Origin of the sequence: Mesorhizobium sp. M00.F.Ca.ET.216.01.1.1, assembly GCF_004010325.2 — a bacterium.
In the GTDB taxonomy this organism is placed as follows: Bacteria; Pseudomonadota; Alphaproteobacteria; order Rhizobiales; family Rhizobiaceae; genus Mesorhizobium.
Genome location: NZ_SADR02000006.1, coordinates 76,092 through 100,705, shown reverse-complemented (window position 1 = coordinate 100,705; position 24,614 = coordinate 76,092). Strand labels below are relative to the sequence as shown.

Here is a 24,614-nt window from a genome sequence, read left to right as displayed (position 1 = left end):
CCTTAAACCCACCGCCCCTATCCACCACGGACAGAGGGATGCCAAAACGTGACGGCTCTCTCGAAAAGAGCGACGACGCCATAAAAGACCGAACCCGCAAGTGCTGCAACTGCGATTTCGGCCCAGACCATGTCGATGTTCATCCGCCCTACTTCCGTCGAAATGCGGAATCCCATGCCGACCACCGGCGTGCCGAAGAACTCCGCAACGATGGCGCCGATCAGCGCCAGCGTCGAATTGATCTTCAGCGCATTGAAGATGAAAGGCGCCGCTGCCGGCAGCCGCAGCTTGACTAGCAACTGCCAGTAGCCCGACGCATAGGTACGCATCAGGTCGCGCTCCATATGGCCGGAGGCGGCAAGGCCGGCGACCGTGTTCACCAGCATCGGGAAGAAGGTCATGATGATGACCACCGCCGCCTTGGACTGCCAGTCGAAACCGAACCACATGACCATGATCGGTGCCACGCCGATGATCGGCAACGCCGAGACCATATTGCCGATTGGCAGCAGGCCGCGCCGCAGGAACGGCACGCGGTCGGCCATGATAGCGGCGATGAAGCCGGCGCCGCTTCCCACCACATAGCCGAAGATCACCGCCTTGAAGATGGTCTGCCGCACGTCGGCGGCCAGTACCGGCAGCGAATTGGCGATGCGGGCGCCGATCGCACTCGGCGGCGGCAACAGGATGAAAGGGATGCCGGCACCGCGCGTCGCCGCTTCCCAGATGATCAGGATCCAGGCGCCGAAGATCGCCGGAATGACCAGCCGCAACGCAGCGCTCGCCCAGTTCGCGGCGGGACGCAGTGTCGACAGCACCGCCACGCAGCGCCATCCCAGCAGCCACGCGGCAGCGAGCAGCAGAAAGAACGGCGCAAGCGCGGTGCCTTCGAAGCCGTTTATGCCTGAAATCAACAGCCACGCCACCCAGTGCGCGCCGACGAACAGCACCAGGGCTTCGACGATAGGCGCCACTTTGGTCATCGAGACAAGCGCTGCCAGCAGCAACAGTCCGAAAATCAGGTCCTTCGTCGCGAGAAAGGGATAGTTGAAACTCGCTGTCGGTTGCGCCAGCGCCGCTGCTTCCGGCGCCGACATGGCGCCGAGCACACCGGCGAGCGAACAAAGCGCGATGGCGAGCACTCCTTGCCAGAACGGCCTTAGCCAGCTCATGCCGGCCTCCCGCCCATGGCGCGGTCGACGATGCGCCCGGCAATGCCGACCACCATCACCAGCAGTGCCGCCACCACCGAGCCGGCAATCAGCGCCGACCAGATGTCGATGGTCTGGCTGTAATAGGCGCCGGCGAGCAGCTTGGCGCCGATGCCGGCAACCGCACCGGTCGGCAGCTCGCCGACAATGGCGCCAACCAGGCTGGCGGCCACCGCCACCTTCATCGACGTGAACAGGAACGGCACTGAAGCCGGTACCCGCAATTTCCAGAAGGTCTGCGAGCCGCTGGCATTGTAGGTGTGCATCAGGTCGAGATGAGTGAGCTCCGGCGAGCGCAGCCCCTTGACCATGCCGACGGCCACCGGGAAGAACGATAGATAGGTCGAGATCAGCGCTTTCGGGATCAGCCCGGTGACGCCGATCGCTGCCAGCACGACGATGATCATCGGCGCCACCGCCAGGATCGGAATGGTCTGCGAGGCGATGATCCACGGCATCAGGCTGCGGTCGAGCGTCGCCACATGCACGATGCCGATGGCAATGACGATGCCGAGCGCGGTGCCGAAAGCGAAGCCGAGCAGCGTCGAGGACAGCGTCACCCAGGCGTTGTAGACCAGGCTGCGGCTGCTGGTGACGCTGCGCAGGAAGGTGTTCTCGAAGAAATTCACCGCCACCTGATGCGGCGCCGGCAGCGTCGGCTTCGGCTGCGCCAGCGTCTTTCCGATGAATTCGACGACGCTGGGCGTCGCGTTGGCGCGGCGGTCGAGATCGCGCTGGAACGGTGTGTTGAGGATGACGGCGAAGAGATACCAGACGACCACCACGCCTGCGAGGATCGAGGTCACCGGAACGATCTTGTCGCGAAAGGAGTCCACGCCTCAATCCTCGTAGGAATGGCCGGCGCGCAAACCGTCGCGCACGCGCGCCGCGATTGCCAGGAACTCCGGCGTCTCGCGGATATCGAGCGGCCGCTTCTTCGGCAGCGTCGAGGAGATGACGTCGCTGACGCGGCCCGGACGCGGCGACATGACGACGATGCGCGTCGACAGATAGACCGCCTCGGGAATCGAATGGGTGACGAAGCAGATGGTCTTGTTGGTCCGCTCCCACAGTTCCAGAAGCTGTTCGTTGAGATGGTCGCGGACGATCTCGTCGAGCGCGCCGAACGGCTCGTCCATCAGCAGCAGGTCGGCATCGAAGGCCAGCGCGCGTGCGATCGAGGCACGCTGCTGCATGCCGCCGGAAAGCTGCCAGGGATATTTCTTTTCGAAGCCCGACAGGTTGACGAGGTCGAGCGTGCGCTTGATGCGCGCCGTCTGTTCCGCCCTGGACAGGCCGATGACCTCCAGTGGCAGCGCCACATTGCGTTCGATCGTGCGCCACGGGAACAGGGCAGCCGCCTGGAAGACATAGCCATAGGCACGGTTTTCACGCGCCTTCTCAGGCGTCATCCCGTTGACCGAGATGGTCCCCGATGTCGGCTTCTCCAGATCGGCAATGACGCGCAGCAAGGTCGTCTTGCCGCAACCAGATGGCCCGATGAAGGACACGAATTCGCCCTTGCCGATGGTCAGGTCGACATCGGACAGCGCCTGCACCGGACCGTCACTGGTCTGGAAGGTCAGGCCGAGCTTGCTTGCCGAAACGACGGCTGGCGACTGTCCTGTCATAGGCCGCGGCCTGCCTTTTCGCGCCGCTGCCGCGCCGGCCAGAATCCGGTTGCTTTTGCCACAATGCTGCTTTCCACTCGCCCAGTCCTACTCGCTTATGTCCCACTCGATCGACGCCCGGAGTTCGCCCGATGTCGCCCAAACCCACTTGTCATCTTATCCGCCCCGCAAGCTCTTATGAAGGCAAGCAGGGACTGAGCTATTTCGCCGGCATCGCCGCCGAAACGGTCGGCTCTACCGGCATCTGCATGCACTTGCTCACCATGCCGCCCGGCGCTCGCGCCAAGGCGCACATGCATGAAAGCCATGAAACGGCGATCTTCGTACTCTCCGGCGAAGTTCACACCTGGTATGGCGACCGACTTGAGCAGCACATCGTCGTCAAAGCCGGCGACCTTTTCTATATCCCGGCCGGCGTGCCGCATCTGCCGGCCAATCTGAGCGGCAGCCCCGCCTCCGCGGTCATTGCCCGCACCGACCCCAACGAACAGGAAAGCGTCGTCCTGTTGCCGGAACTGGATGCGCTGGTCGCCTGATACCGATGAAAGGGTTCTTGCAGTCATCGGCACCCTGAGACTTCCCCGTAGACGGTGCCGTCCTCGTCGGCGATCACCAACCTCCTGGCGTTCTTGGCGCTGCGCTTGATGGTGAATTGTGCGGGCGACTCACCCTCCTCGCCTTCCGCCTGGCATTGCGCCTTCACCACCAGCGAGCCGTCGGCCTGGACCTGCTTTTCGGTGAAGGTGCACGCGCTCGCCACCGTGATGAATTCAGTTCCGGTCAATAGCAGCATGTCCTCGGCATAGACTTGCTGACCGTTCTTGTTGATGCAGCCGGACTTGTTGCCATAGGGCTTGGAGAGGTCGATCGCCGCCGCCGAAGCCTGGCCGGCCACCGACGCGACAGCCGCGGCAACAATGAGATGAAATCCGCGCATGCTCACACCCCGGTCGCGGGGATGCCGGTGCGCTCAACCTTGCGCGGCGCCGAAATTTCCTTCCAGGTCGACAGCGCCCGGTTGACCGCCGCATTCGGCTCGCGGCCGACGAATTCGCCATGGCCCGGCTTGGCCTTGACCTCGGCCTCCTCGATCGACAATTCGCCCCGCGAGAAGACGAAGCGCGGCAGGCCAGTCACTTCGAAACCTTCGAAGACGTTGTAGTCGATCACCGACTGCTGCTTCTTGGCCGAGATCTTCTTTTTCCGCTTCGGGTCCCAGACGAGGATGTCGGCGTCCGCACCTTCGACGATGGCGCCCTTCTTCGGGTACATGTTGAGTATCTTGGCAATGTTGGTCGAGGTCACCGCGACGAACTCGTTCATCGTCAGCCGGCCTGTGTTGACGCCTGTGGTCCACAGAACGGGCAAGCGATCCTCGAGCCCGCCGGTGCCGTTCGGAATCTTGGTGAAATCGCCAACGCCGTTACGCTTCTGCTTGGTGGTGAAGGCGCAATGGTCGGTCGCCACCACTTGCAACGATCCGGCCTGCAGGCCGGCCCACAGCGAATCCTGGTGTAACTTGTTGCGGAACGGCGGGCTCATCACCCGCCGAGCCGCATGGTCCCAGTCCTTGTTGAAATATTCGCTCTCATCGAGCGTCAGATGCTGGATCAGCGGCTCGCCGAAGACGCGCATGCCTTTTTGCCGCGCCCGGCGGATGGCTTCGTGGGCCTGCTCGCAGGAGACATGCACGACATAGAGCGGCACGCCGGCCATATCGGCGATCATGATGGCGCGGTTGGTCGCCTCGCCTTCGACTTCCGGCGGGCGCGAATAGGCGTGTCCCTCCGGGCCATTGTTGCCGGCGGCCAGCAGCTTCTGCGACAATCCGGCAACCACGTCGCCGTTCTCGGCATGCACCAGCGGCAGCGCGCCGAGATCGGCGCAGCGCTGGAACGACGCATACATCTCGTCGTCGTCGACCATCAGCGCGCCCTTGTAGGCCATGAAGTGCTTGAATGAGGTGATGCCCTTGTCGACGACGGTCGCCATCTCATCGAACACCTGCTTGCCCCACCAGGTGATCGCCATATGGAAGGAATAGTCGCAGGACGCTTTCGAGGTCTTGTTGTCCCACATCTGCAAGGCTTCGAGCAGCGACTGCTGCGGCGAAGGCAGACAGAAATCGACGACCATGGTTGTGCCGCCGGCAAGTGCGGCACGCGTGCCGGATTCGAAATCGTCGGCCGAATAGGTGCCCATGAAAGGCATTTCGAGATGCGTGTGCGGATCGATGCCGCCCGGCATCACATAGCAGCCGGTAGCGTCGTACTCGTGGTCGCCATGCAGGTCCGGACCGATGGCGATGATCTTGCCGTGCTTGACCAGCACGTCGGCCTTCCAGGTGCGGTCGGCGGTGACAATGGTGCCGTTCTTTATGACTTTGGACATTTTCTTGTTCCCCTGTTCTTGTCGCGCTTCTGGCGAGCGGCGTTACGAGGCGGCAGTCTATCGTATCATTCGACAATCACTGCCGTATCGACCACCGCATGGAACAGCACGTCGGCGCCCGCCGCCGCCCATTCCTTGGTGATTTCCTCGGCCTCGTTGTGGCTGAGCCCGTCGACGCAAGGGCACATCACCATTGCAGTCGGCGCGACGCGGTTGATCCAGCAGGCGTCGTGGCCGGCGCCGGAGACGATGTTGCGATGCGAGTAGCCGAGCCGTTCGGCGGCATCGCGGATCGCCTTGACGCAGCCGGGGTCGAAGGTGACAGGATCGAAATGGCCGACCTGCTCGATCGCATATTTGATGTCGAGCGCCTCGCAGATCGTGTCGATGCCTTCGCGGATGCGGCCGTCCATGGCATCCAGCACTTCCTTTCCCGGCGAGCGGATGTCGATGGTGAAGACCGTGCGCCCGGCGATGATGTTGCGCGAGTTCGGATAGACCTCCATATGGCCGATCGCGCCGACAGCGTCCGGCTGGTAGTCCATGGCGATCTCGTGCACCAACTCAGTCACCCGCGCCATGCCGAGCCCGGCATTGCGGCGCTTCGGCATCGGCGTCGAACCGGTATGCGCTTCCTTGCCGGTCAGCGTCACCTGCAGCCATTTCAGCCCCTGGCCGTGGGTGACGACGCCGATGTCGATACCTTCGTCCTCGAGGATCGGCCCTTGCTCGATATGCAGCTCGAAGAAGGCATGGATCTTGCGGTCGCCGACCCTCTCGGCGCCCTTCCAGCCGATGCGTTCGAGTTCCTCTCCGAACTTCTTGCCGTCCTTGTCGACATGCGAATAAACATCGGCCTGGTCGAGGACGCCCGCGAAAACGCCCGACGCCATCATCGCCGGCGCAAAGCGCGCGCCCTCCTCGTTCGTCCAGTTGATGACGACGATCGGATGCTTCGTCTTGATGCCGAGATCGTTGAGCGAGCGCACGATCTCCAGGCCGCCGAGCACACCGAGCACGCCGTCATACTTGCCGCCGGTCGGCTGGGTGTCGAGATGGCTGCCGACATAGACCGGCGGCAGATCGGGGTCGGTGCCTTCGCGTCGAGCAAACATCGTGCCCATCTCGTCGAGACCCATTTCGAGCCCCGCGTCTTCGCACCAACGCTTGAACAGATGCCGCCCGTGGCCGTCCTCGTCGGTCACGGTCTGGCGATTGTTGCCGCCGGCAATACCGGGGCCGATCTTCGCCATCTCCATTATCGAATCCCACAAACGGTCTGAATTGATTCGCAGATTCTCGCCGGGCGCGGCCATTTCTAGTACCTCATTTGATTGCGGCAAAGCACCAGCGTCCCCCCTCGAGGCCCTCGTGGGGAGGGTGGCCGCGAAGCGGCCGGGTGGGGTCGGCTGACATACGCGCGACCTTTTCCTTGACCCCCTGCGCGACATGCCAAGCGCTATTTATGACATTTGGCTCGTCAACGCGGAAGACATCCAACCCGAGTGATCGCAGATAGGCATCGCGGACTGCATCGTGCCGTTTGCCCCTCTCCTGTTCGTGCAAATCCCCATCGACTTCGACGATCAGCTTCACGGCGAGGCAGGCAAAGTCGACGATATGGGGGCCGATCGGGCACTGACGGCGGAACTTGATGCCGGCGGACTTCAGCTCACGCAGCTCATACCAAAACAGGGACTCGCCCTTGGTCGCATGAACTCGAAGTGCGCGCGCCTTTTGGCGCATTTCGAAGCTCACGCGGGTACGGGCCATCAGAAGGCACCTCGCAACAGAAGATCAGGTCGGCGCGCTGCCGCACCGACCCCACCCGACCGCTTCGCGGCCACCCTGCCATCGAGGGGGAGGGACAGCTGCGGCACGTCCCTCAATCTACCGCCCTCAATACTTCACGCACATGGTCGATCAATTCGTTGATCTGCCCCTTGGTGATGATCAGCGGCGGCGACAGCGCGATGATGTCGCCGGTGGTGCGGATCAGCGCGCCGCGCTCGAATGCCTTGACGAAGGCCGAGAAGGCGCGTTTCGTCGGCTGCCCGGCGATAGGTGCCAGCTCGATCGCGCCGATCAGACCGATGTTGCGGATGTCGATGACGTTCGGCTCGCCCTTCAGCGAATGCAGCGCGTCCTCCCAGTATGGCGACAGTTCCTCGCCGCGGGTCAGCAGCCCCTCTTCCTTGTAGGTGTCGAGCGTGCCGAGCGCCGCCGCACAAGCGATCGGATTGCCCGAATAGGTGTAGCCGTGAAAGAACTCGATCATGTGCTCGGGGCCGGTCATGAAGGCGTCGTGGATTTCCTTCTTCACGAACACCGCGCCCATCGGGATGACGCCGTTGGAGACGCCCTTGGCGGTGGTCATGATGTCAGGCGTGACGCCGAAATAGTCGGCCGCAAACGGCGCGCCGAGGCGGCCGAAGCCGGTGATGACCTCGTCGAAGATCAGCAGGATGCCGTGCTTTGTGCAGATCTCGCGCAGCTTCTGCAAATAACCTTTCGGCGGCAGGATCACTCCGGTGGAACCGGCAACCGGCTCGACGATGACGGCCGCGATGGTCGAGGCGTCATGCAGGGCGACGATGCGCTCCAGCTCGTTGGCCAGTTCCGCGCCGTGTTCGGGCACGCCCTTGGTGAACGAGTTCTTTTCCGGCAGGTGCGTGTGCGGCATGTGGTCGACGCCGCCGAGCAGCGTGCCGAACATCTTGCGGTTGGTGACGATGCCGCCGACCGAGATGCCGCCGAAATTAACGCCGTGATAGCCGCGCTCGCGGCCGATCAGACGGGTGCGCGAGCCTTCGCCCCTGGCGCGATGGTAAGCGATCGCCATCTTCAGGGCGGTCTCGACCGATTCCGAGCCGGAATTGGTGAAGAACACATGGTCCATGCCCTTCGGCGCGATGTCGACCAGCCGGTTCGCCAGTTCGAACACGATCGGATGGCCCATCTGGAAGGCCGGTGCGTAGTCGAGCTCGGCTGCCTGCTGCTGGATCGCCTCGGTGATCTTCGGCCGGCAGTGGCCGGCGTTGACGCACCACAGACCGGCGGTGCCGTCGAGAACCTTGCGCCCGTCGCTCGTCGTGTAATGCATGTCCTTGGCGGACACCATCATGCGTGGTGCTTGTTTGAACTGCCGGTTTGCCGTGAACGGCATCCAGAATGCGCTGAGATCGTTCGGCGTGACTTTCAGCCGGTTGGACATGACCAAGACTTCCCCTTGTAACCTGTTTCGGTGCGGCTAACGCTTGGTCTTCCCAACACTTGGTCTTCGCGACGTTTTCGTGCTACGCAAATTTTTGACCGATTGGACAAACGTTAGCACCGCCGTGTCGGCGGTCAAGGGATTACTAGCGGAAATGCGGCATCTGAAGCGCGCTCCACAGGCCGAGGAAAAACTGGTCCAGACAATTGGTCCAGACGGTCCTTTCGGCAGCGGCTGGCAAAGGTGACGATCAGCATGGAGAGCCCCGCCCCTCGCCGCACCCGCATCCAGCAGGAAAAGCGCGAGCTTATCCTGGAGGCGGCGCTCGAAGTCTTCTCCACCAACGGTTTTCGCGGCTCGACCATCGACCAGATCGCCGAAGCCGCCGGCATGTCGAAGCCGAACCTTCTCTACTATTTCCGTCGCAAGGAAGACATCCACGAGACGCTGATGCAGCGGCTTCTAGACACCTGGCTGGCGCCGCTGCGTGAACTCGATGACATCGGCGATCCGCTGACCGAATTGCGTAGCTACATCAGGCGCAAGCTTGAGATGGCGCGCGATTTCCCGCGCGAAAGCCGGCTGTTCGCCAACGAGATCCTGCAGGGCGCCCCGCGCATCATGCCGCTGCTGGAAGGCGAGTTGAAGACGCTGGTCGACGAGAAGGCTACCGTCATCAAGGGCTGGATGCGTGCCGGCAAGATCGCCAAGACCGATCCCTGGCATCTGATCTTCTCGATCTGGGCAACGACGCAGCATTATGCCGATTTCGATGTCCAGGTCCGCGCCGTGCTCGGCCCCGACCGCGGCGGCGACGGCCGCTTCGAGGATGCTGCTAGGTTCCTGGAGCAGTTGTTCATCGAAGGGCTGAAGCCGAAGGGCTAATCCGCCGCTCCATCGCCGCAAATGATCAGGCAGTGCGCCGCTCGGCCGGAAGCGTTTCCAGCAGCTTTTCGAGCTTGGCAATGGAGTTCTGCTCGGCAAGCGGCGTGTAGACGATCAGCCTCATGTCGGAGCCGTCATCGATCGAAAAGCTCATATGCTCGAATGACATGGAGCCGGCGCTCGGGTGCCGGATGTGCTTCACCCCCGAGAGATTGCGCACCACGTCGCGCCGCGGCCACCAGGCGCGGAATTCCGGGCTAGAGCGCGTCATAAGCGCGATCAGCCGCTCGAAATCCGGATCACCGACATATTTCGCGCTTTCCGCCCGGAACGAAGCAATGACGGCCCGCGCCAGTCCCTCCCAGTCGACGAGCAGGCGGCGATGATGCGGATTGGTGAACACCATATGGACGATATTGCGGGCATCGCCCTCCAGCAGGCCATAATCGCCGAACACGGCCGCCGCAGCGGGATTCCAGGCCAGCACATCCCAGCGCCGGCCAACGACATAGGCCGGCTGCATCACAAGGCTTTGCAGCATGTGCAACAGCGGGCCGTCGACCTTTTCCGGCGTCGCCGCACGACGCTCCGGCTGCTGGCGTCCGGCGAGGATGAAAAGGTGCCGCTTCTCGGCGGCATCAAGCCGCAGTGCCTCGCAGAGCGCCGTCAGCACCTCCACCGAGGGCCGCACGTCACGGCCCTGCTCCAGCCAGGTGTACCAGGTCGTGCCGACGCCGGCGATCATCGCCACCTCCTCGCGTCGCAGGCCGGGCGTGCGCCGCCGCGCACCGGCCGCTATGCCCGCGGCCTGGGGCGAAAGCCTTTCGCGGCGCGAGCGCAGGAAGGCGCCAAGTTCACGCCGGCGGCTGTCTTCTGGTGAGTGCGTCGGGGAAGTCATCGGTTTCACTATAGCAGTATCGATACCAGGATAAAGTTTGAACTGTTTGGCAAGCGCCGAGTGCCCCATCTTGCGTTCAGAGCAATGATATGGAGGCTCTAAAACATGGAACTGAAAGACAAGACCGTTCTCATCACCGGATCCACCGCCGGTGTCGGCCGCATGGTCGCGCAGAGGCTCGGCGCCGGTGGCGCCCGCGTCCTGGTGCATGGCCGCGATACAACGCGGGGCAAAGCGACCGTCGCCGAGATCGAAGCCGCCGGCGGCAAGGCCGAGTTTCTGGCCGCCGATCTCTCATCGCTGGCCGAGGTCCGCCGCCTCGCTGAAGTCGTGCGTGCAAAAACCAGCCGGCTCGACATTCTCATCAACAATGCCGGTATCGGCACCCACGGTGCGAAGCGGCAGGTCGGCGCCGACGGCTACGAACTGCGCTTTGCCGTCAACTATCTCGCTGGCTTCTTGCTCACCACCGAGCTTCTGCCGCTGCTCGAGGCCAGCGCCCCGGCACGCATCGTCAATGTCGCATCGGCCGGCCGGCAGGCGATCGATTTCGGCGACGTCATGCTGACCCATGGTTACAACGGCGGCCGCGCCTATTGCCAGAGCAAGCTGGCGCAAATCATGTTCACTATCGATCTGGCGCAGCAGCTGAACGGCACCGGCGTCACCGTCAACAGCCTGCATCCGGCAAGCTACATGAACACGACCATGGTCCGGCAGGCTGGTATCACGCCGTGGAGTTCGGTCGAAACCGGCGCCGAAGCCATCATCAATCTCGCCACGTCACCGGCGCTCGAAGGACGCAGCGGCCTCTATTTCGACGGGTTGCGGGAATCCCGTGCCGATGACCAGGCCTACGACGCCAAGGCAAGACAGCAATTGCGGGAATTGAGCCAGAACCTTGTCGGGGTTCCATCGGCCTCCCACACAGCGCAGGAACAGCATTCATGAACGAGAAGACAGAACATGCCGTGATCGTCGGCGGCTCCTCCGGCATCGGCCTCGCCACGGCGCGGAAGCTACTTGGCCCGGGCATGAAGGTGACCATCACTGGCCGCAACCAGGAAAAGCTTAAAGGCGCATGGCATAGCCTTGGCGGAGCTGTCGAGACGGCTGCCTTCGATGCAACGAAGCCCGACGAGGTTCGCGCCTCCTTCGAGACGCTTGGCGCATTCGACCACCTGGTGCTGGCGGCGAGCGGCGGCAAGGGCCTTGGCCCGTTCGAAACGTTAAACCTTGCCGAACTCAGCAGCGGTATCGACGAGAAAGTGCGCCCTCAGCTATCCTGCCTGCAGGCGGCCTTGCCCACCTTGAACAAGGGCGGATCGGTTACCTTCGTCTCGGCCGTCTCGGCGCAAATGACCACACCTGGTGTCGCCGGCATTGCCGCCATCAACGGCATGCTGCTGACCGTCGTGCCAATCCTGGCGGTGGAGTTGAAGCCATTGCGCGTCAACGCCGTGGCGCCCGGCGTCATCGACACGCCGTGGTGGGATTTCCTGCCAACCGAGCAACGCCAGGCGATGTTTGCCGACTATGCCGGCAAGACGCCGGTCGGCCGCATCGGCCGCGCCGAAGACGTCGCCGACGCCATCGCGTTCCTCATCGCCGGCAGCTTCGTCACCGGCCAGGTGCTGACCTGCGACGGCGGCCTGCGATTTGCCGCATAGAGTATGATCCCGAACCGAAAGTCAGCGCAGCAAAAAGTGGAAACCGGTTTTTGGAAAAGATCATGCTCAAGAAAAACAGGGCTTGCCTCCCAAAACTGCGCAGCGTTTTGGCGTAACGACATGCGCAAAAAACCGGGCGCGCAGCGCTAGGCCGCGCCCGGTTCGTGCCTGCTCAAGCGGCGATCGCCGCCGATACCGGATGCATCGCATGGAAGGAGACGCACAACCTGTTCCAGGCATTGATCATGCCCATCGCCACCGTCAGCTTGACCAGTTCCTCTTCCGAGAAATGCTCGAGCGTTTCTGCGTAGAGCGCATCCGAAACACCCCCGTCGGCGATCATGGTCACCGCCTCGGTCCAGGCGAACGCGGCACGCTCACGCTCGGAATACAGCGGCGATTCCTTCCACGCCGAAACCAGATAGAGCCGCTGTTCGGTCTCGCCGTCGTGGCGCGCCTCGCGGCTATGCATCTCGACGCAATACGAACAGCCGTTGATCTGCGAGGCACGCAACTTGATCAGATGCAACAGGCTTGCCTCCAGCCCGCACTCCTCCACCGCCTTGTTGAGCGCCGACACCGCCTTCATGATTTCTGGCGCCTTGGCGAAGAATTGAAGCCTCTGTTTCATCGTCTTACCTTTCAGTTTGCTTGGTGGATTTCTGTGGCCGCTGATGGCGCTCGACGAAAGCGCGGTTCGCTGCAACCGAGCGGGGGTCGGCATCCCTCATATGTTTCGCCACGATATCGGACAGTCGGGCCTCGGCGAGAGCGGCGCGATAGGCGCGCTCGGCCTTCTGCATCGCGACATTGATGCCGCACGGTTTTGCATAGGCCGAAGCATCGAGCCTGGCCGGGCCGCACTGGCGGATCTCGCCGCAGCGGAAAGCCGGGTCGCGCCCTTCGATGGCCAGCACGATATCTAGCAGCGTTATGCGTTCGGTCGCGCGCGCCAGCCGGTAGCCTCCCGCCGGCCCCGGCACCGATTCCAGGATGCCTGCTGCCGTCAGTGCGTTGAGATGCTTCAGTAGATAGCTCGGCGACAGGCCGAAGGCTTCTGCCATGGCGGCGCCCGGCAAGGTGCCTTGGCCTTCCACGCCGGCCAGCATGGCGGCGCAGTGGATGGCCGCTTCAACGCCCTCACTCAGCTTCATCGCACTGATCTCATATTCATGGATATTTTATATCCTGGATATAGATTATCTGCAATAGGCTATGTGAAAAAACGGCGCCGGGAAGCGCCGCTTTTTCGCAACGGGTTGTACCCTTATTCGGCGGCCACCTTGGCCATCGGGTTGTTCGGATGCGTCGTCCAGTTGGCATAGATCGGCGACACCGGCTTGCCGGTGCGCTGGTCGACCACTCCTGCGGCCAGCGGCTCCATGGTAATGCAGTTCTCCACCGGGCAGACGTTGACGCAGAGATTGCAGCCGACGCATTCGGCCTCGATCACCTCGAAATGCCTGACGCCGTCGACCATGCTGGTGATCGCCTGGTGCGAGGTGTCCTCGCAGGCGATATGGCAGCGGCCGCATTTGATGCAGGCGTCCTGGTCGATATGCGCCTTGGCGACATAGTTGAGGTTGAGATACTGCCAATCGGTGACGTTGGGCGCGGCGCGGCCGATGATGTCGTCGAGCGAGGCATGGCCCTTCTCGTCCATCCAGTTTTCCAGGCCGGCGATCATCTCCTGCACGATCTTGAAGCCGTAGGTCATTGCCGCCGTGCAGACCTGCACATTGCCGGCGCCGAGCGCCATGAACTCGGCCGCATCACGCCAGGTGGTGATGCCGCCGATGCCGGAGATCGGCAGGCCGCGCGTTTCCTGGTCGCGTGCGATCTCGGCCACCATGTTCATTGCGATCGGCTTCACTGCCGGGCCGCAATAGCCGCCATGCGAGCCCTTGCCGTCAATGGTCGGTTCCGGTGCGAAATTGTCGAGGTTGACGCCGGTGATCGAATTGATGGTGTTGATCAGCGACACCGCGTCGGTGCCGCCGGCAAATGCTGCCCGCGCCGGCTTGCGTATGTCGGTGATGTTGGGCGTCAGCTTGGTGATGACGGGCATGCGGGTGTTGGCCTTGCACCAGCGCACCACCATTTCGATGTATTCCGGCACCTGGCCAACGGCCGCACCCATGCCGCGTTCCGACATGCCATGCGGGCAGCCGAAATTGAGCTCGATGCCGTCGGCCTCCGTCTCCTCGACCACCGGCAGGATCGCCTTCCAGCTTTCCTCCACGCACGGCACCATCAGCGAGACGACGATGGCGCGGTCCGGCCAGTCCTTCTTGACCTGTTTGATCTCACGCAGATTGGTCTGCAGGTCGCGGTCGGTGATCAGCTCGATGTTGTTCAAACCGAGCAGGCGGCGATCGGCGCCCCAGATCGCGCCGTAGCGCGGGCCGTTGACGTTGACCACCGGCGGTCCCTCCTCGCCGAGCGTCTTCCACACCACGCCACCCCAGCCCGCCCTGAAGGCGCGGATGACGTTGTAGGCCTTGTCGGTCGGCGGCGCCGAAGCCAGCCAGAACGGGTTCGGCGATTTAATGCCGATGAAATTGTTGCGGATGTCTGCCATGCTCATGCCCTCCCGTTCGAGGTCAGTGCCCGATGGATTGATTCGGCCGCGTCGCGGCCTTGCGCAACGGCGGAGACGGTGAGGTCGTCGCCGCCGAAAATGCAGTCGCCGCCGGCCCAGACGTTCTGCAGCAAGGTGCGGCCTTCGGCGTCGACCTTGATGCGACCGGCTTCCAGCGTGATCGAGGCGCCACTGCCGTTCAGCGCAGCCGGAACAAAGCTCTGGCCGATCGCCTTGAACACCTGGTCGGCGGCGAGCGTCAGCGTCTCGCCGGTGCCGACGAGTTTCTCGCCCTTCATCGCCGTATATTCGAGTTCGATGGCGCTGACCTTGCCGCCCTCGGCGACAACCCGCTTCGGCTGCAGCCAGTGACGAATGGTGACGCCATTGGCGGCGGCCAGATCCTGCTCGAACTCGGAGGCATTCATGTGCTCCTGGCCGCGCCGGTAGCAGATCGTCACCTCTTCGGCGCCGAGCAGCTTTGACTGCACCGCGGCATCGATCGCCGTCATGCCGCCGCCGATGACGACGACGCGCCGGCCGACCGGCAGGCTGGCAAGATCGATGGCCTGGCGAAGCTCCGCAATGAACTCCACGGCATTGGCGACCCCTTGCGTCTCCTCGCCATCGGCGCGCAGCGCATTGACGCCGCCAAGCCCCATGCCGAGAAACACCGCATCGTAGTTCCTGGTCAGGTCCGACAGCTGGTAGTCGCGGCCGAGCGCCTTGCCGTTCTGGATGTCGATGCCGCCGATCGAGGTCACGTAGTCGACCTCGGCCTGGGCGAAATTGTCGATGCTCTTGTAGGCGGCGATGCCGTATTCATTCAGACCGCCGGCCTTCGGGCGGGCTTCCAGTATGGTCACGTCGTGACCGTAGCGGGCCAGCCGATGCGCCGCGGCAAGCCCCGCCGGCCCGGCCCCGACCACGGCGACCGTCTTGCCGGTGGGAGCGGCGCGCGCATAGAACTGCTTGTTCTCGGCCATGGCGACATCGGTGGCGTAGCGCTGAAGCCGGCCGATCTGCACCGGCTTGCCTTCGGCCACTTCGCGCACGCAGACCTCCTCGCACAGCGTCTCGGTCGGACAGACGCGGGCGCACATGCCGCCGAGGATGTTCTGGTCGAAGATCGTCTTGGCAGAGCCGAACGGATTGCCGGTCGAGATCTGGCGGATGAACAGCGGGATGTCGATCGAAGTCGGGCATGCATTCATGCACGGCGCATCGTAACAGAAATAGCAGCGGTCGGACTCGACCAACGCCTCGTGATGGTCGAGCGGCGGATGCAGGTCGGAAAAATTGTCCGCGTATTGCTGGGGCGAAAGCCGACCGCCGGCAATACCTTCCTTGAACTGGCCTTCTGGCATCGTCAGTTCCCCATGTTTTTTCATTTTGGGGAAGGCTAGCACGTTTTATTTTTTTATCAATTGGTCAATTTTCAGTGCAAACCAATGAAAAGCTTCAATAAAACATGATAAATATACTCATGTTTATTCGGCGTTTGCGCCGTCTTTTTTGGCTCGGCTGTCGGAATTTCGTCGCGAAGATCGTCCTAGAATAGATCACGCATGATCAATGACTGGAAACCGCAAGGAGCACGAAAAATGCCAAAATCCCCGATGCCCTTCTTCTGGTACGAACTCATGACCACCGATCTCGACGCCGCCGAGGCGTTCTACACAGCCGTTGTCGGCTGGAAGGCGCAGGCCTTCGACGGCGCGCCGGGCATGCCGCGCTATATCGTCATGAATGTCGGCGAGCGCGGCGTCGGCGGACTGATGGCGCAGCCGGAGGAAGTACGCAAGATGGGCATGCCGCCGGCCTGGCTCGGCTACATCCACACCAGGGACGTCGATGCCTCGACAAAATCGTTGAAGGCGGCCGGCGGTACGGTTCACCGCGAACCCGACGACATTCCGGGCGTCGGCCGCTTTGCCGTCGTCGCCGATCCGCAAGGCGCGACCTTCAACTTCCTGCAGCCGGATGGCCCCGACCAGCCGCCGATGCCGTCGGCGACGCCCGGCAATATTGGCTGGCATGAGCTCTATACGACCGACTGGCGCGCCGCGTTCGATTTCTATTCCGATCAGTTCGGCTGGACCAAGGCCGGTGACTTCGACATGGGCGAAATGGGCGTCTATCAGGTTTTCGCCGCCGGCGGCGAGCCCATTGGCGGCATGATGAACAAGCCCGAGCAGGTCCCAGTGCCGGTCTGGCAGTTCTACTTCAATGTGCCCGGCATCGACGCGGCGGCCAAACGCGTCACCGACAATGGCGGCCAGATCCTGATGGGCCCGCAAGAGGTGCCCGGCGGCCAATGGATCGTGCAGTGCACGGACCCGCAAGGCGCCCATTTCGCGCTTATCGCGCCGGGACGATAAGAAGGCAGGCGTCGCGCGCGGCTCACGTTTGTCGCAGCTGGCGTTCCTTCGCGCCTCCTCTATCCGGCAGGGCAGAGGAGGCGCTGCCCCTGCGCATTCTGGGCGATCTCCAAGCCTAAACAGCCGGCTTCACCGACAATTGATGGCAGGCCGGGCGATGTGAATGGCCCTCCATTTGACGATGATCTATGGCCGAACCGGGAGGTTTGAAAAATGGAGTTTTGAATGAAGCTTTTCGAAGGTCTCGCCAGATATCAGTCTTTCGCCCTCACCGCCTTGCGCATCATGACGGCACTGCAATTCACCGAACACGGCACCCAGAAACTGTTCAATTTTCCCGCCGGCGATCGTGCCGGCGCCCTCACCGAGCTCTCGCTCACCGCTGGAATCCTCGAATTTGCCGGCGGCATTCTCCTGGCACTAGGGCTCTTCACCAGGCCGGTCGCGTTCCTGCTCTGCGGCGAGATGGCCGTCGCCTATTTTATGGCGCACATGCCGCAGGACTTTTTCCCGGTCAACAACGGCGGCGATTCGGCGATCTCCTTCTGCTTCATCTTCCTCTATCTGATGTTTGCTGGCGCCGGCGCCCTGGCGCTGGACAATCGCCGCAGCGCCTGACGCCTAGAGGCCGCGCCTGAACCTTACCCACGCATCCGCTCGAGATTCGCGTCGAACAACGGCGTCGGCTGGATGCGCGCGGCATGGCGTTTGCCCAGCAGTTCGATCTGGAAACCGTCGGCTTCGTCGGCGATCTCCTTCGGCACATAGCCCATGGCGACGGATTTTTTCGAATGATGCGCATAGCCGCCTGAGGTAACCCAGCCGCGCACGGCACCATCGTACCAGATCGGCTCGTCACCAATGACATCGGCGTCAGTGGCATCGACGACGAAGGCGCGCAGGCGCAGTTTGCCGCCCTGCTTGCGCTCGGCAAGCGCTGCCTCTTTGCCGATGAAGTCGGCCTCCTTGCCATAGGCGACGAAGCGGTCGAGCCCGGCTTCCAGCGGCCCATAGATCGGCCGGTATTCGCGCGCCCATGAGCCGTAATTCTTCTCCAGCCGAAGCGCATTGAGCGCGCGCGAGCCGAACAGGCCGATGCTGAATTCTTCACCGGCTGCGATCAGGGCCTGGAATGCGGCGCGCTGACATTCCGGAGCTACCCAGATCTCGTAGCCGAGGTCACCGGTGTAGCTGACGCGGCCGACCAGGCACGGCGCCATGCCGATATCCATCTTGCCGATGGCCATGAACGGAAATGCCGCATTCGATACATCCGACCGCGTAACCTTTGCCAACACGTCCCGCGCCTGCGGTCCGGCGATCGACAGGCCCGTGAGTTTTGCTGCCAGCGCCTCGATGCGGACCGAACCGTCCTGCGGCAGATGCGCCTCGAACCAGCGCATGTGGTATTGCTCGGCAATGCCAGAGCCGGCGAGGAACCAGCCTTCATTGTCTAGGTTGGCCAGCGAGAAATCACCGATCAACCTGCCGTCTCCCTTCAGCATCGGCGCCAGCGTCATGCGGCCGGGCTTGGGCAGCTTGCAAGCGAGCAGGCGATCGAGCCACGCCGCCGCGCCCTCGCCCGTTACTCTATATTTGGCAAAGCTCGAAATCTCCGACAGGCCAACGCCTTCGCGAACCGTCTTGACCTCATTTGCGACATGCTCGAAGTCGCTCGAGCGCCGCCACGAGAACTCGTCTCTGACGCCTTCCGGCGCGTACCACAGCGGCACTTCCAGCCCATAGGCCACGCCCCATTGCGCGCCCTTCGCAGACAGGAGATCGTATACCGGCGTGGTCTTGAGCGGCCGCCCGGCTGGCAATTCCTCGTTCGGAAAGCGGATCGAAAATCGCCGCGAATAATTCTCGCGCACCTTGGCATTGGTGTAGGCCATCGTCGCCCAGTCGCCATAACGCGAAACGTCCATTGCCCAGATGTCGGCGCCGGGATCGCCCTCGATCATCCAGTTCGACAGAGCGAGGCCGACGCCGCCGCCCTGGGAGAAGCCCGCCATGACGCCGCAAGCGACCCAGAAACCTGGCAGGCCGCGCACCGGGCCGGCCAGCGGGTTGCCGTCCGGCGCGAAGGTGAAGGGGCCATTGATGATCTGCTTGATGCCGGTGTTCTGGAAGGCTGGGAAATGCCGGAAGCCGACCTCCAGCGATGGCGCGATGCGGTCAATGTCGGGCTCCAGCAGTTCGTGGCCGAAATTCCAAGGCGTCTGGAATTCGGACCATGGCTTGTTGGCCTTCTCATAGGTGCCCATCAGCATGCCACCGCGCTCCTGGCGCAGATAGAGCTCGCCGTCGAAATCGACCGCATGGATGATTTCCGTGCCAGTCTTCTGGTTCCAGGCGGCGACCTCCGGCATGTCCTCGGTGATCAGATACATGTGCTCCATGGCCAGCACCGGCAGTTCGAGGCCAACCATGCGGCCGACCTCGCGCGCCCAAAGGCCGCCGGCATTGACGACATGTTCGGCCACCACCTCGCCCTTGTTGGTGATGACGCGCCACAGCCCGTCGGCGCGCCGCACGATGTCCTCGACCTTGGTGAAGCGCTCGACCTCGGCACCCAGTTTCCGCGCGGCCTTGGCATAGGCATGGGTGACGCCGGACGGATCGAGATGGCCGTCTTCCTTGTTGCGGACGGCGCCGACGAACTGCTTGGGATCGAGCAGCGGCATCAACTCTGCTGCCTCGTTCGGCGAGATCTCTTCCAGGTCGATGCCGAGATAGCGGCCCTTGGCGACGACGCCGCGCAGCCAGTCGAGCCGCGCGTCGGTTGCCGCCAGAAGCACGCCGCCGGTCAGGTGCACGCCGGTCGCCTGGCCGGACAGTTCCTCGATCTCCTTGTACAGCGAGATCGTGTATTTCTGCAGCTTGGCGACGTTGGGATCGCCATTGATCGTGTGCATACCGCCGGCCGCGTGCCATGTTGAACCTGAAGTCAGCTCGTCGCGCTCCAGAAGCACGACGTCGGTCCAGCCGTGGCGGACCAAATGGAACAGCACGGAGCATCCGACCACACCACCGCCGATGACCACGACCTTTGCATGCGATTTCATGGGTTTTCTCGTTATTTCAGTGAGTTGGATGGGTTAAGGGATTCAAGATGGGAGGAAGTTGAATCGAGATGGTAAGATTGGCGTCACGGCTCGCCCTGCCCGATCGCTTCCTTGCGCTTTGCCACATACGCCTCCAGCGCTTCGCGCACGCAGCCATCCATCACCGGCTCGACATAGTCTTCCAGCGCCTTCTTCCACAGCCGGGTGGCGCGCGCCGTGGCGTCGAGCCCGCCGGCCTCCTGCCACGCCTCGTAGTTCTGCCAGTTGGACAACATCGGCTGGTAGAAGGCGGTGGCGTAACGCTCCAGCGTATGCGGCTCGCCGAAGAAATGGCCGCCGGTCGGCACCGCGCCCAGCGCCTCGACGGCAAGCTCGGCCTCGTTGACCTCGATCGGGCGCAAGAACTCCATCATGTGCTGGATCATCTCGACGTCGATGATGAACTTTTCGAACGATGCGGTCAGCCCGCCTTCCTGCCAGCCGGCGGCATGGTAGACGAGATTGCCGTGGCCGAGCACCGCGCCCCACAGCGCCATCAACGTCTCATAGGCGCCTTGCGCATCGGCGGCGTTGGAGGCCGAGCCCGGCGTCGTCCGGTAGGGCAGCCTGTAGCGCCGCGCCAACTGCCCCGAGGCGATGTTGGCCTTGGTGTTCTCCGGCGTGCCGAACGCCGGCGCGCCCGACTTCATGTCGACATTGGAAGTGAAGGCGCCATACATCACCGGCGCGCCGGGGCGCACAAGCTGCGTCAGCACCACGCCGAACAGCGCCTCAGCGTTCTGCTGGGCAAGCGCGCCGGCAAGCGTCACCGGGCTCATCGCCCCCATCAGTGTGAACGGCGTCACCGCGACCGACTGGCCGAATTCGGCCATCGTCATCAGCCCCTCGGCCATCATCTCGTCGAAACGACGCGGCGAGTTGACCGAGATGATGGTGGTGATGCCGGGATCGTCGCGCATCTGCTCGAGGCTCAGGCCCCGCGAAATCGCCATCATCTCGATGCCGTCCAGCGCTCTGCCCCGGCCGATCGCCGAGACATGGAAGCTTTTGTCGGTCAGCGTCAGATTGGTGAAGTAGGTGTCGAGATGGCGCGAATTGGCCGGCAGTTCGACCGGCGCGCAGACCTGGTTGCCGAGCATGTGGATGCAGTTGAAATGCTGCGCCAGCCGCGTGAGGTCGCGATAGTCGCGCAGATTGCCGGCGCGGCGGCCGCGTTCCATGTCGTGCACATTGGGCGGTCCGGCGACGAGCGTGAAATTGATCGTGTTGCCGCCGAGATGGACGGCATGGGCCGGGTTGCGCGGCGTCAACGCATAGTTGGAGCGCGTCGTCTTTAGCGCCTCATCGACCATGCCGCGGTCGACGCGGACGTTCATCGCCGCATGGTCGACCTTGGCCCCGGCCTTCTCGAACAGCGAAAGCGCGCGCGGGCTCATCACCTCGATGCCGAAATTCTCCAAGATATGCATCGAGGCTTCGTGGATCGCCTCGATCTGGTCGGCCGAGAGCATGGCCATCGGCGGATAGGGATTTGTCACCTGCCTGGGCGGCAGTTGCGGAATGGCGGTCGGTCCCCTGTTGCTGGTTCGCTCTGCGCCGCGTTTGCGTCTTGGTTCGGTCATGCCGCATCAAAGCCCTGGTGCAATAACCCGGCTGTCAGAAATCCGTCACCTGCGGGCGCGATTTTAGCCAAGGCGGCATACCTGGAATATCATTCTGGTGAAAGCGACGGACAAGGTCGAAATATTGATATTCGCCTGCTGCGGCTGGAGCGCCCGGCGAGCCGTTAAGAGACGCTGCAAGAATCCCTTTATATTTTCGGCCTAATGCTTGCCGAATGTGTAGTTCGAATTTTAGTAAAATTGCAGCAATTGCCGTGTTGCTGGCGCTGTCCGCCTGCGCGACGCCGCCCAACCATATCAATGATGTCTGTGCCGTCTTCGACCAGAATGACGGCTGGTTCGACAACTGGCAGGCGGCGGCCGAGCGTGCTGGGCAGAAATACGGCGTCCCGGTTCCCGTGCTAATGGCGACGGTCCGCAAGGAATCCGGCTTCAAGAGCAACGCCAGGCCGCCGCGCACCAAGCTGCTGGGCTTCATTCCGTGGACGCATGTCTCCAGCGCCACCGGCTTCTCGCAGGCGCTTGACGGCACATGGGCGCAATATCAGGGCGAGACCGGCAGTTGGGCGGCACGACGCACTCGCTTTGCCGATGCGGTCGATTTCGTCGGCTGGTATCATTCCAAGACCGCCGACACGTTCGGCGTCGCCCGCAACGATACCTACAATCTCTACCTGGCCTATTACCTCGGTTGGACCGCCTACAAGCGTGGCGAGCGGGGCGATGCCGACGTCCAGCGCTACGCGCGGGCCACCGAACAGATGGCGCAGGACTACGCCGCGCAGCTACGCCAATGCGCCAATTGAACACGCCGCGGATTTAGAACGAGATCCTGCCGCCCGTCAGCGTGGCTTCTTGCGGCTCGGGCGCTTGGCTGCAGCACCTGTCGAGCCTGCAGCGGTGGCGGGCGGCGCGTCTTCAGGCACACCCTCATGCGCGGCATGCTCCTCGTCGAACTTGATCACCGGCTCCATTTTCGCCAGCACGTCGTCGGCAAGCCAACACAGGCTCATATGCCCGTCGCCGAGATTTTTAACCGGCGGCACTTTCGTCTCGCAGAGATTGTCCGGCACCAGTTTCTTGTAGCCGCAGCGCGTCTGGAACGGACAGCCGGTCGGCGGATTCATCGCCGACGGAATGTCGCCCTCTAGCACGACGTGCTTCTTGATCACGCTGGTGTCGGCAATCGGGATCGCCGAGAGCAGCGCCTCAGTATAGGGATGATAGGGCGGCGAAAAGATCTGGTCGGTCGTGCCCTGCTCGACGATATAGCCGAGATACATGACAACGACGCGATCGGCGATATAGCGCACTACAGACAGGTCGTGGCTGATGAACAGCATCGTCGTCTTGTTCTTGCGCTGGATGTCCATCAGTAGCTCAGTGACTGCCGCCTGCACCGACACGTCGAGTGCCGAGACCGGCTCGTCGGCCACCACCACCTTGGCATCGCCGGCAAAGGCCCGCGCCACGCCGATGCGCTGTTTCTGGCCGCCTGAGAGCTGGCGCGGCTTGCGGCTCTCGAACGCCCTCGGCAGCTTCACCAGGTCGAGAAGCTCCAGCATCCGCTTGCGGCGGTCGGCCACTGTGTTGCCGACATTGAATTTTTCCAGCGTGCGGATGATCTGCGAGCCAACCGAGTGACTGGGGTTGAGCGTGTCGAACGGGTTCTGAAACACCATCTGGATCGACGAAACGGTCTCGACACTACGCTTTTCGATGCCCGTCGACTGGATCTCCTTATTGCCGAGCGTCACGCTGCCGGAGCTTGCCGTCTCCAGCCCGAGCAACACCTTGGCCAGCGTCGACTTTCCGCAACCCGATTCGCCGACGATGGCAACGGTCTCGGATTCGCGTGCCATGAAGGAAATCGTCTCGTTGGCCTTGACGACGCGGCTCTCGCTCGAACCGAACACCTCGCTGCCGCCGACCTTGTAGTATTTCCTGAGGTCCTCGATCTTGAGCACCGGCGCGCCGGGCACGACGCGCTCATTGACCTTCGTGGCGCCGGGCGGCAGCGCTTCCCAGTCGATCTCGTTGAAACGCACGCAGCGTGAAAAATGACCTTCATGGCCTTCGACCGGGATCATCGGAATTTCTGCGGCGTTGCAGACGCCCTCGACGAAATGGTGGCAGCGCGGACCGAAATTGCAGCCCTTCGGCCGCTCGTGCGGCAGCGGCAATTGCCCTGGAATGGAGATCAGCGGCCGTGAATTCTTGTCGGCGCCGGGCAGCGGGATCGAGCGGAACAAGCCTTGCGTATAGGGATGGCGCATCCGGTCAAAGACGTCCTTGATCTTGCCGGTCTCCACCGCCTCGCCGGAATACATCACCGTGATGCGGTCGCAGGTCTCGAGGATCAGGCCGAGATTGTGCGACACGAAGATCATCGAGGTGCCGAACTTCTCGCCGAGCCCCTTGACCAGGTCGACGATGCCGGCCTCCACCGTCACGTCGAGCGCCGTCGTCGGCTCGTCGAGCAGAAGCAGCGCCGGCTTCGACAGCAGCGCCATGGCAATGACGATGCGCTGCTGCTGCCCGCCGGAGAGCTGGTGCGGATAGGAGCGCATCATACGCTCGGGATCGGGCAGCCTCACCGCGCGCACCATTTCCAGCGCGCGTTTGTAAGCTTCGCCCTTCGACACCTTGTCGTGGATCAGCGGCACTTCCATCAATTGTTGGCCGACCTTCATCGCCGGGTTCAGGCTCGCCATCGGCTCCTGATAGATCATCGCGATCTTGTTGCCGCGGATGGAGCGCAGTTCCTCCTCGGACAGGTCGCCCATGTCCTTGCCCTGGAACTTGATCTTGCCGCCGACGATCTTCCCGATGTTGGAGAGGTCGCGCATGATGCCGAGCGACACGGTCGACTTGCCGCAGCCGGATTCGCCGACGATGCCCATCGCCTCGCCGGGCATGACCGTGCAGGAAAAGTCCATGACGGCCGGGATCTCGCCCTTGCGGGTGAAGAAGGAGATCGACAGGTTCTCGATCTCGATGATCGGCTCGACGGGATTTCGAACTGCCTCATTCATGGGTCGCTCCAATCCTTGTTCTTTTTA

At 62.9% G+C, this 24,614-nt stretch carries 23 protein-coding genes; 7 read left to right on the top strand and 16 right to left on the bottom strand.

All coding sequences use genetic code 11. The features are described from left to right. Positions 1–17: 17 nt before the first annotated feature. From EN859_RS10310 to EN859_RS10300, 3 genes are read right to left on the bottom strand one after another with little or no spacing between them, the layout of a single operon-like run. Entirely contained in the window at positions 18–1,172 is a 1,155-nt protein-coding gene (locus EN859_RS10310; RefSeq protein ID WP_127853252.1) for an ABC transporter permease, read from the bottom strand. Then, on the bottom strand, positions 1,169–2,047 hold the full coding sequence (locus EN859_RS10305) for an ABC transporter permease (protein WP_127853251.1): 879 nt from the start codon (positions 2,045–2,047) through the stop codon (positions 1,169–1,171). Before EN859_RS10305 ends, EN859_RS10310 begins: the two co-directional genes overlap by 4 nt. 3 nt (positions 2,048–2,050) lie before the next feature. Beyond that, on the bottom strand, positions 2,051–2,842 hold the full coding sequence (locus EN859_RS10300; RefSeq protein WP_127853250.1) for an ABC transporter ATP-binding protein: 792 nt from the start codon (positions 2,840–2,842) through the stop codon (positions 2,051–2,053). Positions 2,843–2,973: 131 nt separating this feature from the next. Here EN859_RS10300 and EN859_RS10295 point away from each other — a divergent pair, with 131 nt between their 5' ends. Then, complete coding sequence (locus EN859_RS10295; protein ID WP_127853249.1) at positions 2,974–3,378, top strand: cupin domain-containing protein; 405 nt, start codon at positions 2,974–2,976, stop codon at positions 3,376–3,378. A gap of 23 nt (positions 3,379–3,401) precedes the next feature. Here the strand turns inward: EN859_RS10295 and EN859_RS10290 are convergent, their stop codons facing one another. The 5 genes from EN859_RS10290 to EN859_RS10270 all read right to left on the bottom strand — a co-directional run bounded on the left by EN859_RS10290 (position 3,402) and on the right by EN859_RS10270 (position 8,447). Continuing rightward, positions 3,402–3,779, bottom strand: a complete 378-nt coding sequence (locus tag EN859_RS10290; protein WP_127853248.1) for a hypothetical protein — start codon at positions 3,777–3,779, stop codon at positions 3,402–3,404. Between the two features lie 2 nt (positions 3,780–3,781). Then, complete coding sequence (gene hydA, locus EN859_RS10285; RefSeq protein ID WP_127853247.1) at positions 3,782–5,233, bottom strand: dihydropyrimidinase; 1,452 nt, start codon at positions 5,231–5,233, stop codon at positions 3,782–3,784. A gap of 65 nt (positions 5,234–5,298) precedes the next feature. Further along, positions 5,299–6,549 (bottom strand): Zn-dependent hydrolase, encoded by a 1,251-nt coding sequence (locus EN859_RS10280; protein ID WP_127853246.1) that lies wholly within the window; start codon positions 6,547–6,549, stop codon positions 5,299–5,301. Between the two features lie 10 nt (positions 6,550–6,559). Further along, positions 6,560–7,006 carry an endonuclease domain-containing protein gene (locus EN859_RS10275; RefSeq protein WP_127853245.1) on the bottom strand — a complete coding sequence of 149 codons (447 nt, stop codon included), beginning with the start codon at positions 7,004–7,006 and terminating at the stop codon, positions 6,560–6,562. A 112-nt stretch (positions 7,007–7,118) separates the two neighbouring features. Continuing rightward, a complete protein-coding gene (locus tag EN859_RS10270) occupies positions 7,119–8,447 on the bottom strand; it encodes an aspartate aminotransferase family protein (protein WP_127853244.1) in 1,329 nt (442 codons plus the stop codon). 255 nt (positions 8,448–8,702) lie between these two features. Between EN859_RS10270 and EN859_RS10265 the strand changes: the two genes are divergently transcribed. Further along, positions 8,703–9,332 (top strand): TetR family transcriptional regulator C-terminal domain-containing protein, encoded by a 630-nt coding sequence (locus EN859_RS10265; RefSeq protein ID WP_189501812.1) that lies wholly within the window; start codon positions 8,703–8,705, stop codon positions 9,330–9,332. A gap of 25 nt (positions 9,333–9,357) precedes the next feature. On the opposite strand, the gene EN859_RS10260 is transcribed toward EN859_RS10265, so the two are convergent. Continuing rightward, positions 9,358–10,230, bottom strand: a complete 873-nt coding sequence (locus tag EN859_RS10260; protein ID WP_127853243.1) for a helix-turn-helix transcriptional regulator — start codon at positions 10,228–10,230, stop codon at positions 9,358–9,360. A 105-nt stretch (positions 10,231–10,335) separates the two neighbouring features. Here EN859_RS10260 and EN859_RS10255 point away from each other — a divergent pair, with 105 nt between their 5' ends. Both EN859_RS10255 and EN859_RS10250 read left to right on the top strand, forming a co-directional pair. Continuing rightward, positions 10,336–11,181, top strand: coding sequence for an SDR family NAD(P)-dependent oxidoreductase (locus EN859_RS10255; RefSeq protein WP_127853242.1), 846 nt, complete (start codon positions 10,336–10,338; stop codon positions 11,179–11,181). Further along, entirely contained in the window at positions 11,178–11,900 is a 723-nt protein-coding gene (locus EN859_RS10250) for an SDR family oxidoreductase (protein WP_127853241.1), read from the top strand. Before EN859_RS10255 ends, EN859_RS10250 begins: the two co-directional genes overlap by 4 nt. A 172-nt stretch (positions 11,901–12,072) precedes the next feature. On the opposite strand, the gene EN859_RS10245 is transcribed toward EN859_RS10250, so the two are convergent. The 4 genes from EN859_RS10245 to EN859_RS10230 form a co-directional block, all read right to left on the bottom strand. Further along, entirely contained in the window at positions 12,073–12,531 is a 459-nt protein-coding gene (locus EN859_RS10245; RefSeq protein WP_127853240.1) for a carboxymuconolactone decarboxylase family protein, read from the bottom strand. A gap of 4 nt (positions 12,532–12,535) precedes the next feature. After that, on the bottom strand, positions 12,536–13,054 hold the full coding sequence (locus tag EN859_RS10240) for an Rrf2 family transcriptional regulator (RefSeq protein ID WP_127853239.1): 519 nt from the start codon (positions 13,052–13,054) through the stop codon (positions 12,536–12,538). A gap of 113 nt (positions 13,055–13,167) precedes the next feature. Next, entirely contained in the window at positions 13,168–14,481 is a 1,314-nt protein-coding gene (gene preA / locus EN859_RS10235) for an NAD-dependent dihydropyrimidine dehydrogenase subunit PreA (RefSeq protein ID WP_127853238.1), read from the bottom strand. Positions 14,482–14,483: 2 nt separating this feature from the next. Continuing rightward, positions 14,484–15,848, bottom strand: a complete 1,365-nt coding sequence (locus EN859_RS10230; RefSeq protein WP_127853237.1) for an NAD(P)-dependent oxidoreductase — start codon at positions 15,846–15,848, stop codon at positions 14,484–14,486. 237 nt (positions 15,849–16,085) lie between these two features. Between EN859_RS10230 and EN859_RS10225 the strand changes: the two genes are divergently transcribed. Beyond that, positions 16,086–16,862: a VOC family protein gene (locus tag EN859_RS10225; protein ID WP_127853236.1), complete on the top strand. Its 777-nt coding sequence runs from the start codon at positions 16,086–16,088 to the stop codon at positions 16,860–16,862. A 225-nt stretch (positions 16,863–17,087) separates the two neighbouring features. After that, entirely contained in the window at positions 17,088–17,480 is a 393-nt protein-coding gene (locus tag EN859_RS10220) for a DoxX family protein (protein ID WP_127853235.1), read from the top strand. 23 nt (positions 17,481–17,503) lie between these two features. On the opposite strand, the gene EN859_RS10215 is transcribed toward EN859_RS10220, so the two are convergent. Both EN859_RS10215 and EN859_RS10210 read right to left on the bottom strand, forming a co-directional pair. Beyond that, complete coding sequence (locus tag EN859_RS10215; RefSeq protein ID WP_127853234.1) at positions 17,504–19,930, bottom strand: FAD-dependent oxidoreductase; 2,427 nt, start codon at positions 19,928–19,930, stop codon at positions 17,504–17,506. A gap of 83 nt (positions 19,931–20,013) precedes the next feature. Continuing rightward, positions 20,014–21,552 carry a trimethylamine methyltransferase family protein gene (locus tag EN859_RS10210; protein WP_127853233.1) on the bottom strand — a complete coding sequence of 513 codons (1,539 nt, stop codon included), beginning with the start codon at positions 21,550–21,552 and terminating at the stop codon, positions 20,014–20,016. 215 nt (positions 21,553–21,767) lie between these two features. On the opposite strand from EN859_RS10210, the gene EN859_RS10205 reads away from it, so the two are divergent. After that, positions 21,768–22,358: a transglycosylase SLT domain-containing protein gene (locus EN859_RS10205; protein ID WP_127853232.1), complete on the top strand. Its 591-nt coding sequence runs from the start codon at positions 21,768–21,770 to the stop codon at positions 22,356–22,358. Between the two features lie 36 nt (positions 22,359–22,394). On the opposite strand, the gene EN859_RS10200 is transcribed toward EN859_RS10205, so the two are convergent. Then, a complete protein-coding gene (locus EN859_RS10200) occupies positions 22,395–24,587 on the bottom strand; it encodes an ABC transporter ATP-binding protein (protein WP_127853231.1) in 2,193 nt (730 codons plus the stop codon). Positions 24,588–24,614 lie beyond the last annotated feature (27 nt).

Excerpts from the sequence above, each read along its gene's own strand:
- EN859_RS10310 (WP_127853252.1), bottom strand. The coding sequence starts at position 1,172 with ATGAGCTGGCTAAGGCCGTTCTGGCAAGGAGTGCTCGCCATCGCGCTT.
- EN859_RS10300 (WP_127853250.1), bottom strand. The coding sequence starts at position 2,842 with ATGACAGGACAGTCGCCAGCCGTCGTTTCGGCAAGCAAGCTCGGCCTG.
- EN859_RS10295 (WP_127853249.1), top strand. The coding sequence starts at position 2,974 with ATGTCGCCCAAACCCACTTGTCATCTTATCCGCCCCGCAAGCTCTTAT.
- EN859_RS10290 (WP_127853248.1), bottom strand. The coding sequence starts at position 3,779 with ATGCGCGGATTTCATCTCATTGTTGCCGCGGCTGTCGCGTCGGTGGCC.
- hydA (WP_127853247.1), bottom strand. The coding sequence starts at position 5,233 with ATGTCCAAAGTCATAAAGAACGGCACCATTGTCACCGCCGACCGCACC.
- EN859_RS10280 (WP_127853246.1), bottom strand. The coding sequence starts at position 6,549 with ATGGCCGCGCCCGGCGAGAATCTGCGAATCAATTCAGACCGTTTGTGG.
- EN859_RS10275 (WP_127853245.1), bottom strand. The coding sequence starts at position 7,006 with ATGGCCCGTACCCGCGTGAGCTTCGAAATGCGCCAAAAGGCGCGCGCA.
- EN859_RS10270 (WP_127853244.1), bottom strand. The coding sequence starts at position 8,447 with ATGTCCAACCGGCTGAAAGTCACGCCGAACGATCTCAGCGCATTCTGG.
- EN859_RS10265 (WP_189501812.1), top strand. The coding sequence starts at position 8,703 with ATGGAGAGCCCCGCCCCTCGCCGCACCCGCATCCAGCAGGAAAAGCGC.
- EN859_RS10260 (WP_127853243.1), bottom strand. The coding sequence starts at position 10,230 with ATGACTTCCCCGACGCACTCACCAGAAGACAGCCGCCGGCGTGAACTT.
- EN859_RS10255 (WP_127853242.1), top strand. The coding sequence starts at position 10,336 with ATGGAACTGAAAGACAAGACCGTTCTCATCACCGGATCCACCGCCGGT.
- EN859_RS10250 (WP_127853241.1), top strand. The coding sequence starts at position 11,178 with ATGAACGAGAAGACAGAACATGCCGTGATCGTCGGCGGCTCCTCCGGC.
- EN859_RS10245 (WP_127853240.1), bottom strand. The coding sequence starts at position 12,531 with ATGAAACAGAGGCTTCAATTCTTCGCCAAGGCGCCAGAAATCATGAAG.
- EN859_RS10240 (WP_127853239.1), bottom strand. The coding sequence starts at position 13,054 with ATGAAGCTGAGTGAGGGCGTTGAAGCGGCCATCCACTGCGCCGCCATG.
- preA (WP_127853238.1), bottom strand. The coding sequence starts at position 14,481 with ATGGCAGACATCCGCAACAATTTCATCGGCATTAAATCGCCGAACCCG.
- EN859_RS10230 (WP_127853237.1), bottom strand. The coding sequence starts at position 15,848 with ATGCCAGAAGGCCAGTTCAAGGAAGGTATTGCCGGCGGTCGGCTTTCG.
- EN859_RS10225 (WP_127853236.1), top strand. The coding sequence starts at position 16,086 with ATGCCAAAATCCCCGATGCCCTTCTTCTGGTACGAACTCATGACCACC.
- EN859_RS10220 (WP_127853235.1), top strand. The coding sequence starts at position 17,088 with ATGAAGCTTTTCGAAGGTCTCGCCAGATATCAGTCTTTCGCCCTCACC.
- EN859_RS10215 (WP_127853234.1), bottom strand. The coding sequence starts at position 19,930 with ATGAAATCGCATGCAAAGGTCGTGGTCATCGGCGGTGGTGTGGTCGGA.
- EN859_RS10210 (WP_127853233.1), bottom strand. The coding sequence starts at position 21,552 with ATGACCGAACCAAGACGCAAACGCGGCGCAGAGCGAACCAGCAACAGG.
- EN859_RS10205 (WP_127853232.1), top strand. The coding sequence starts at position 21,768 with ATGTGTAGTTCGAATTTTAGTAAAATTGCAGCAATTGCCGTGTTGCTG.
- EN859_RS10200 (WP_127853231.1), bottom strand. The coding sequence starts at position 24,587 with ATGAATGAGGCAGTTCGAAATCCCGTCGAGCCGATCATCGAGATCGAG.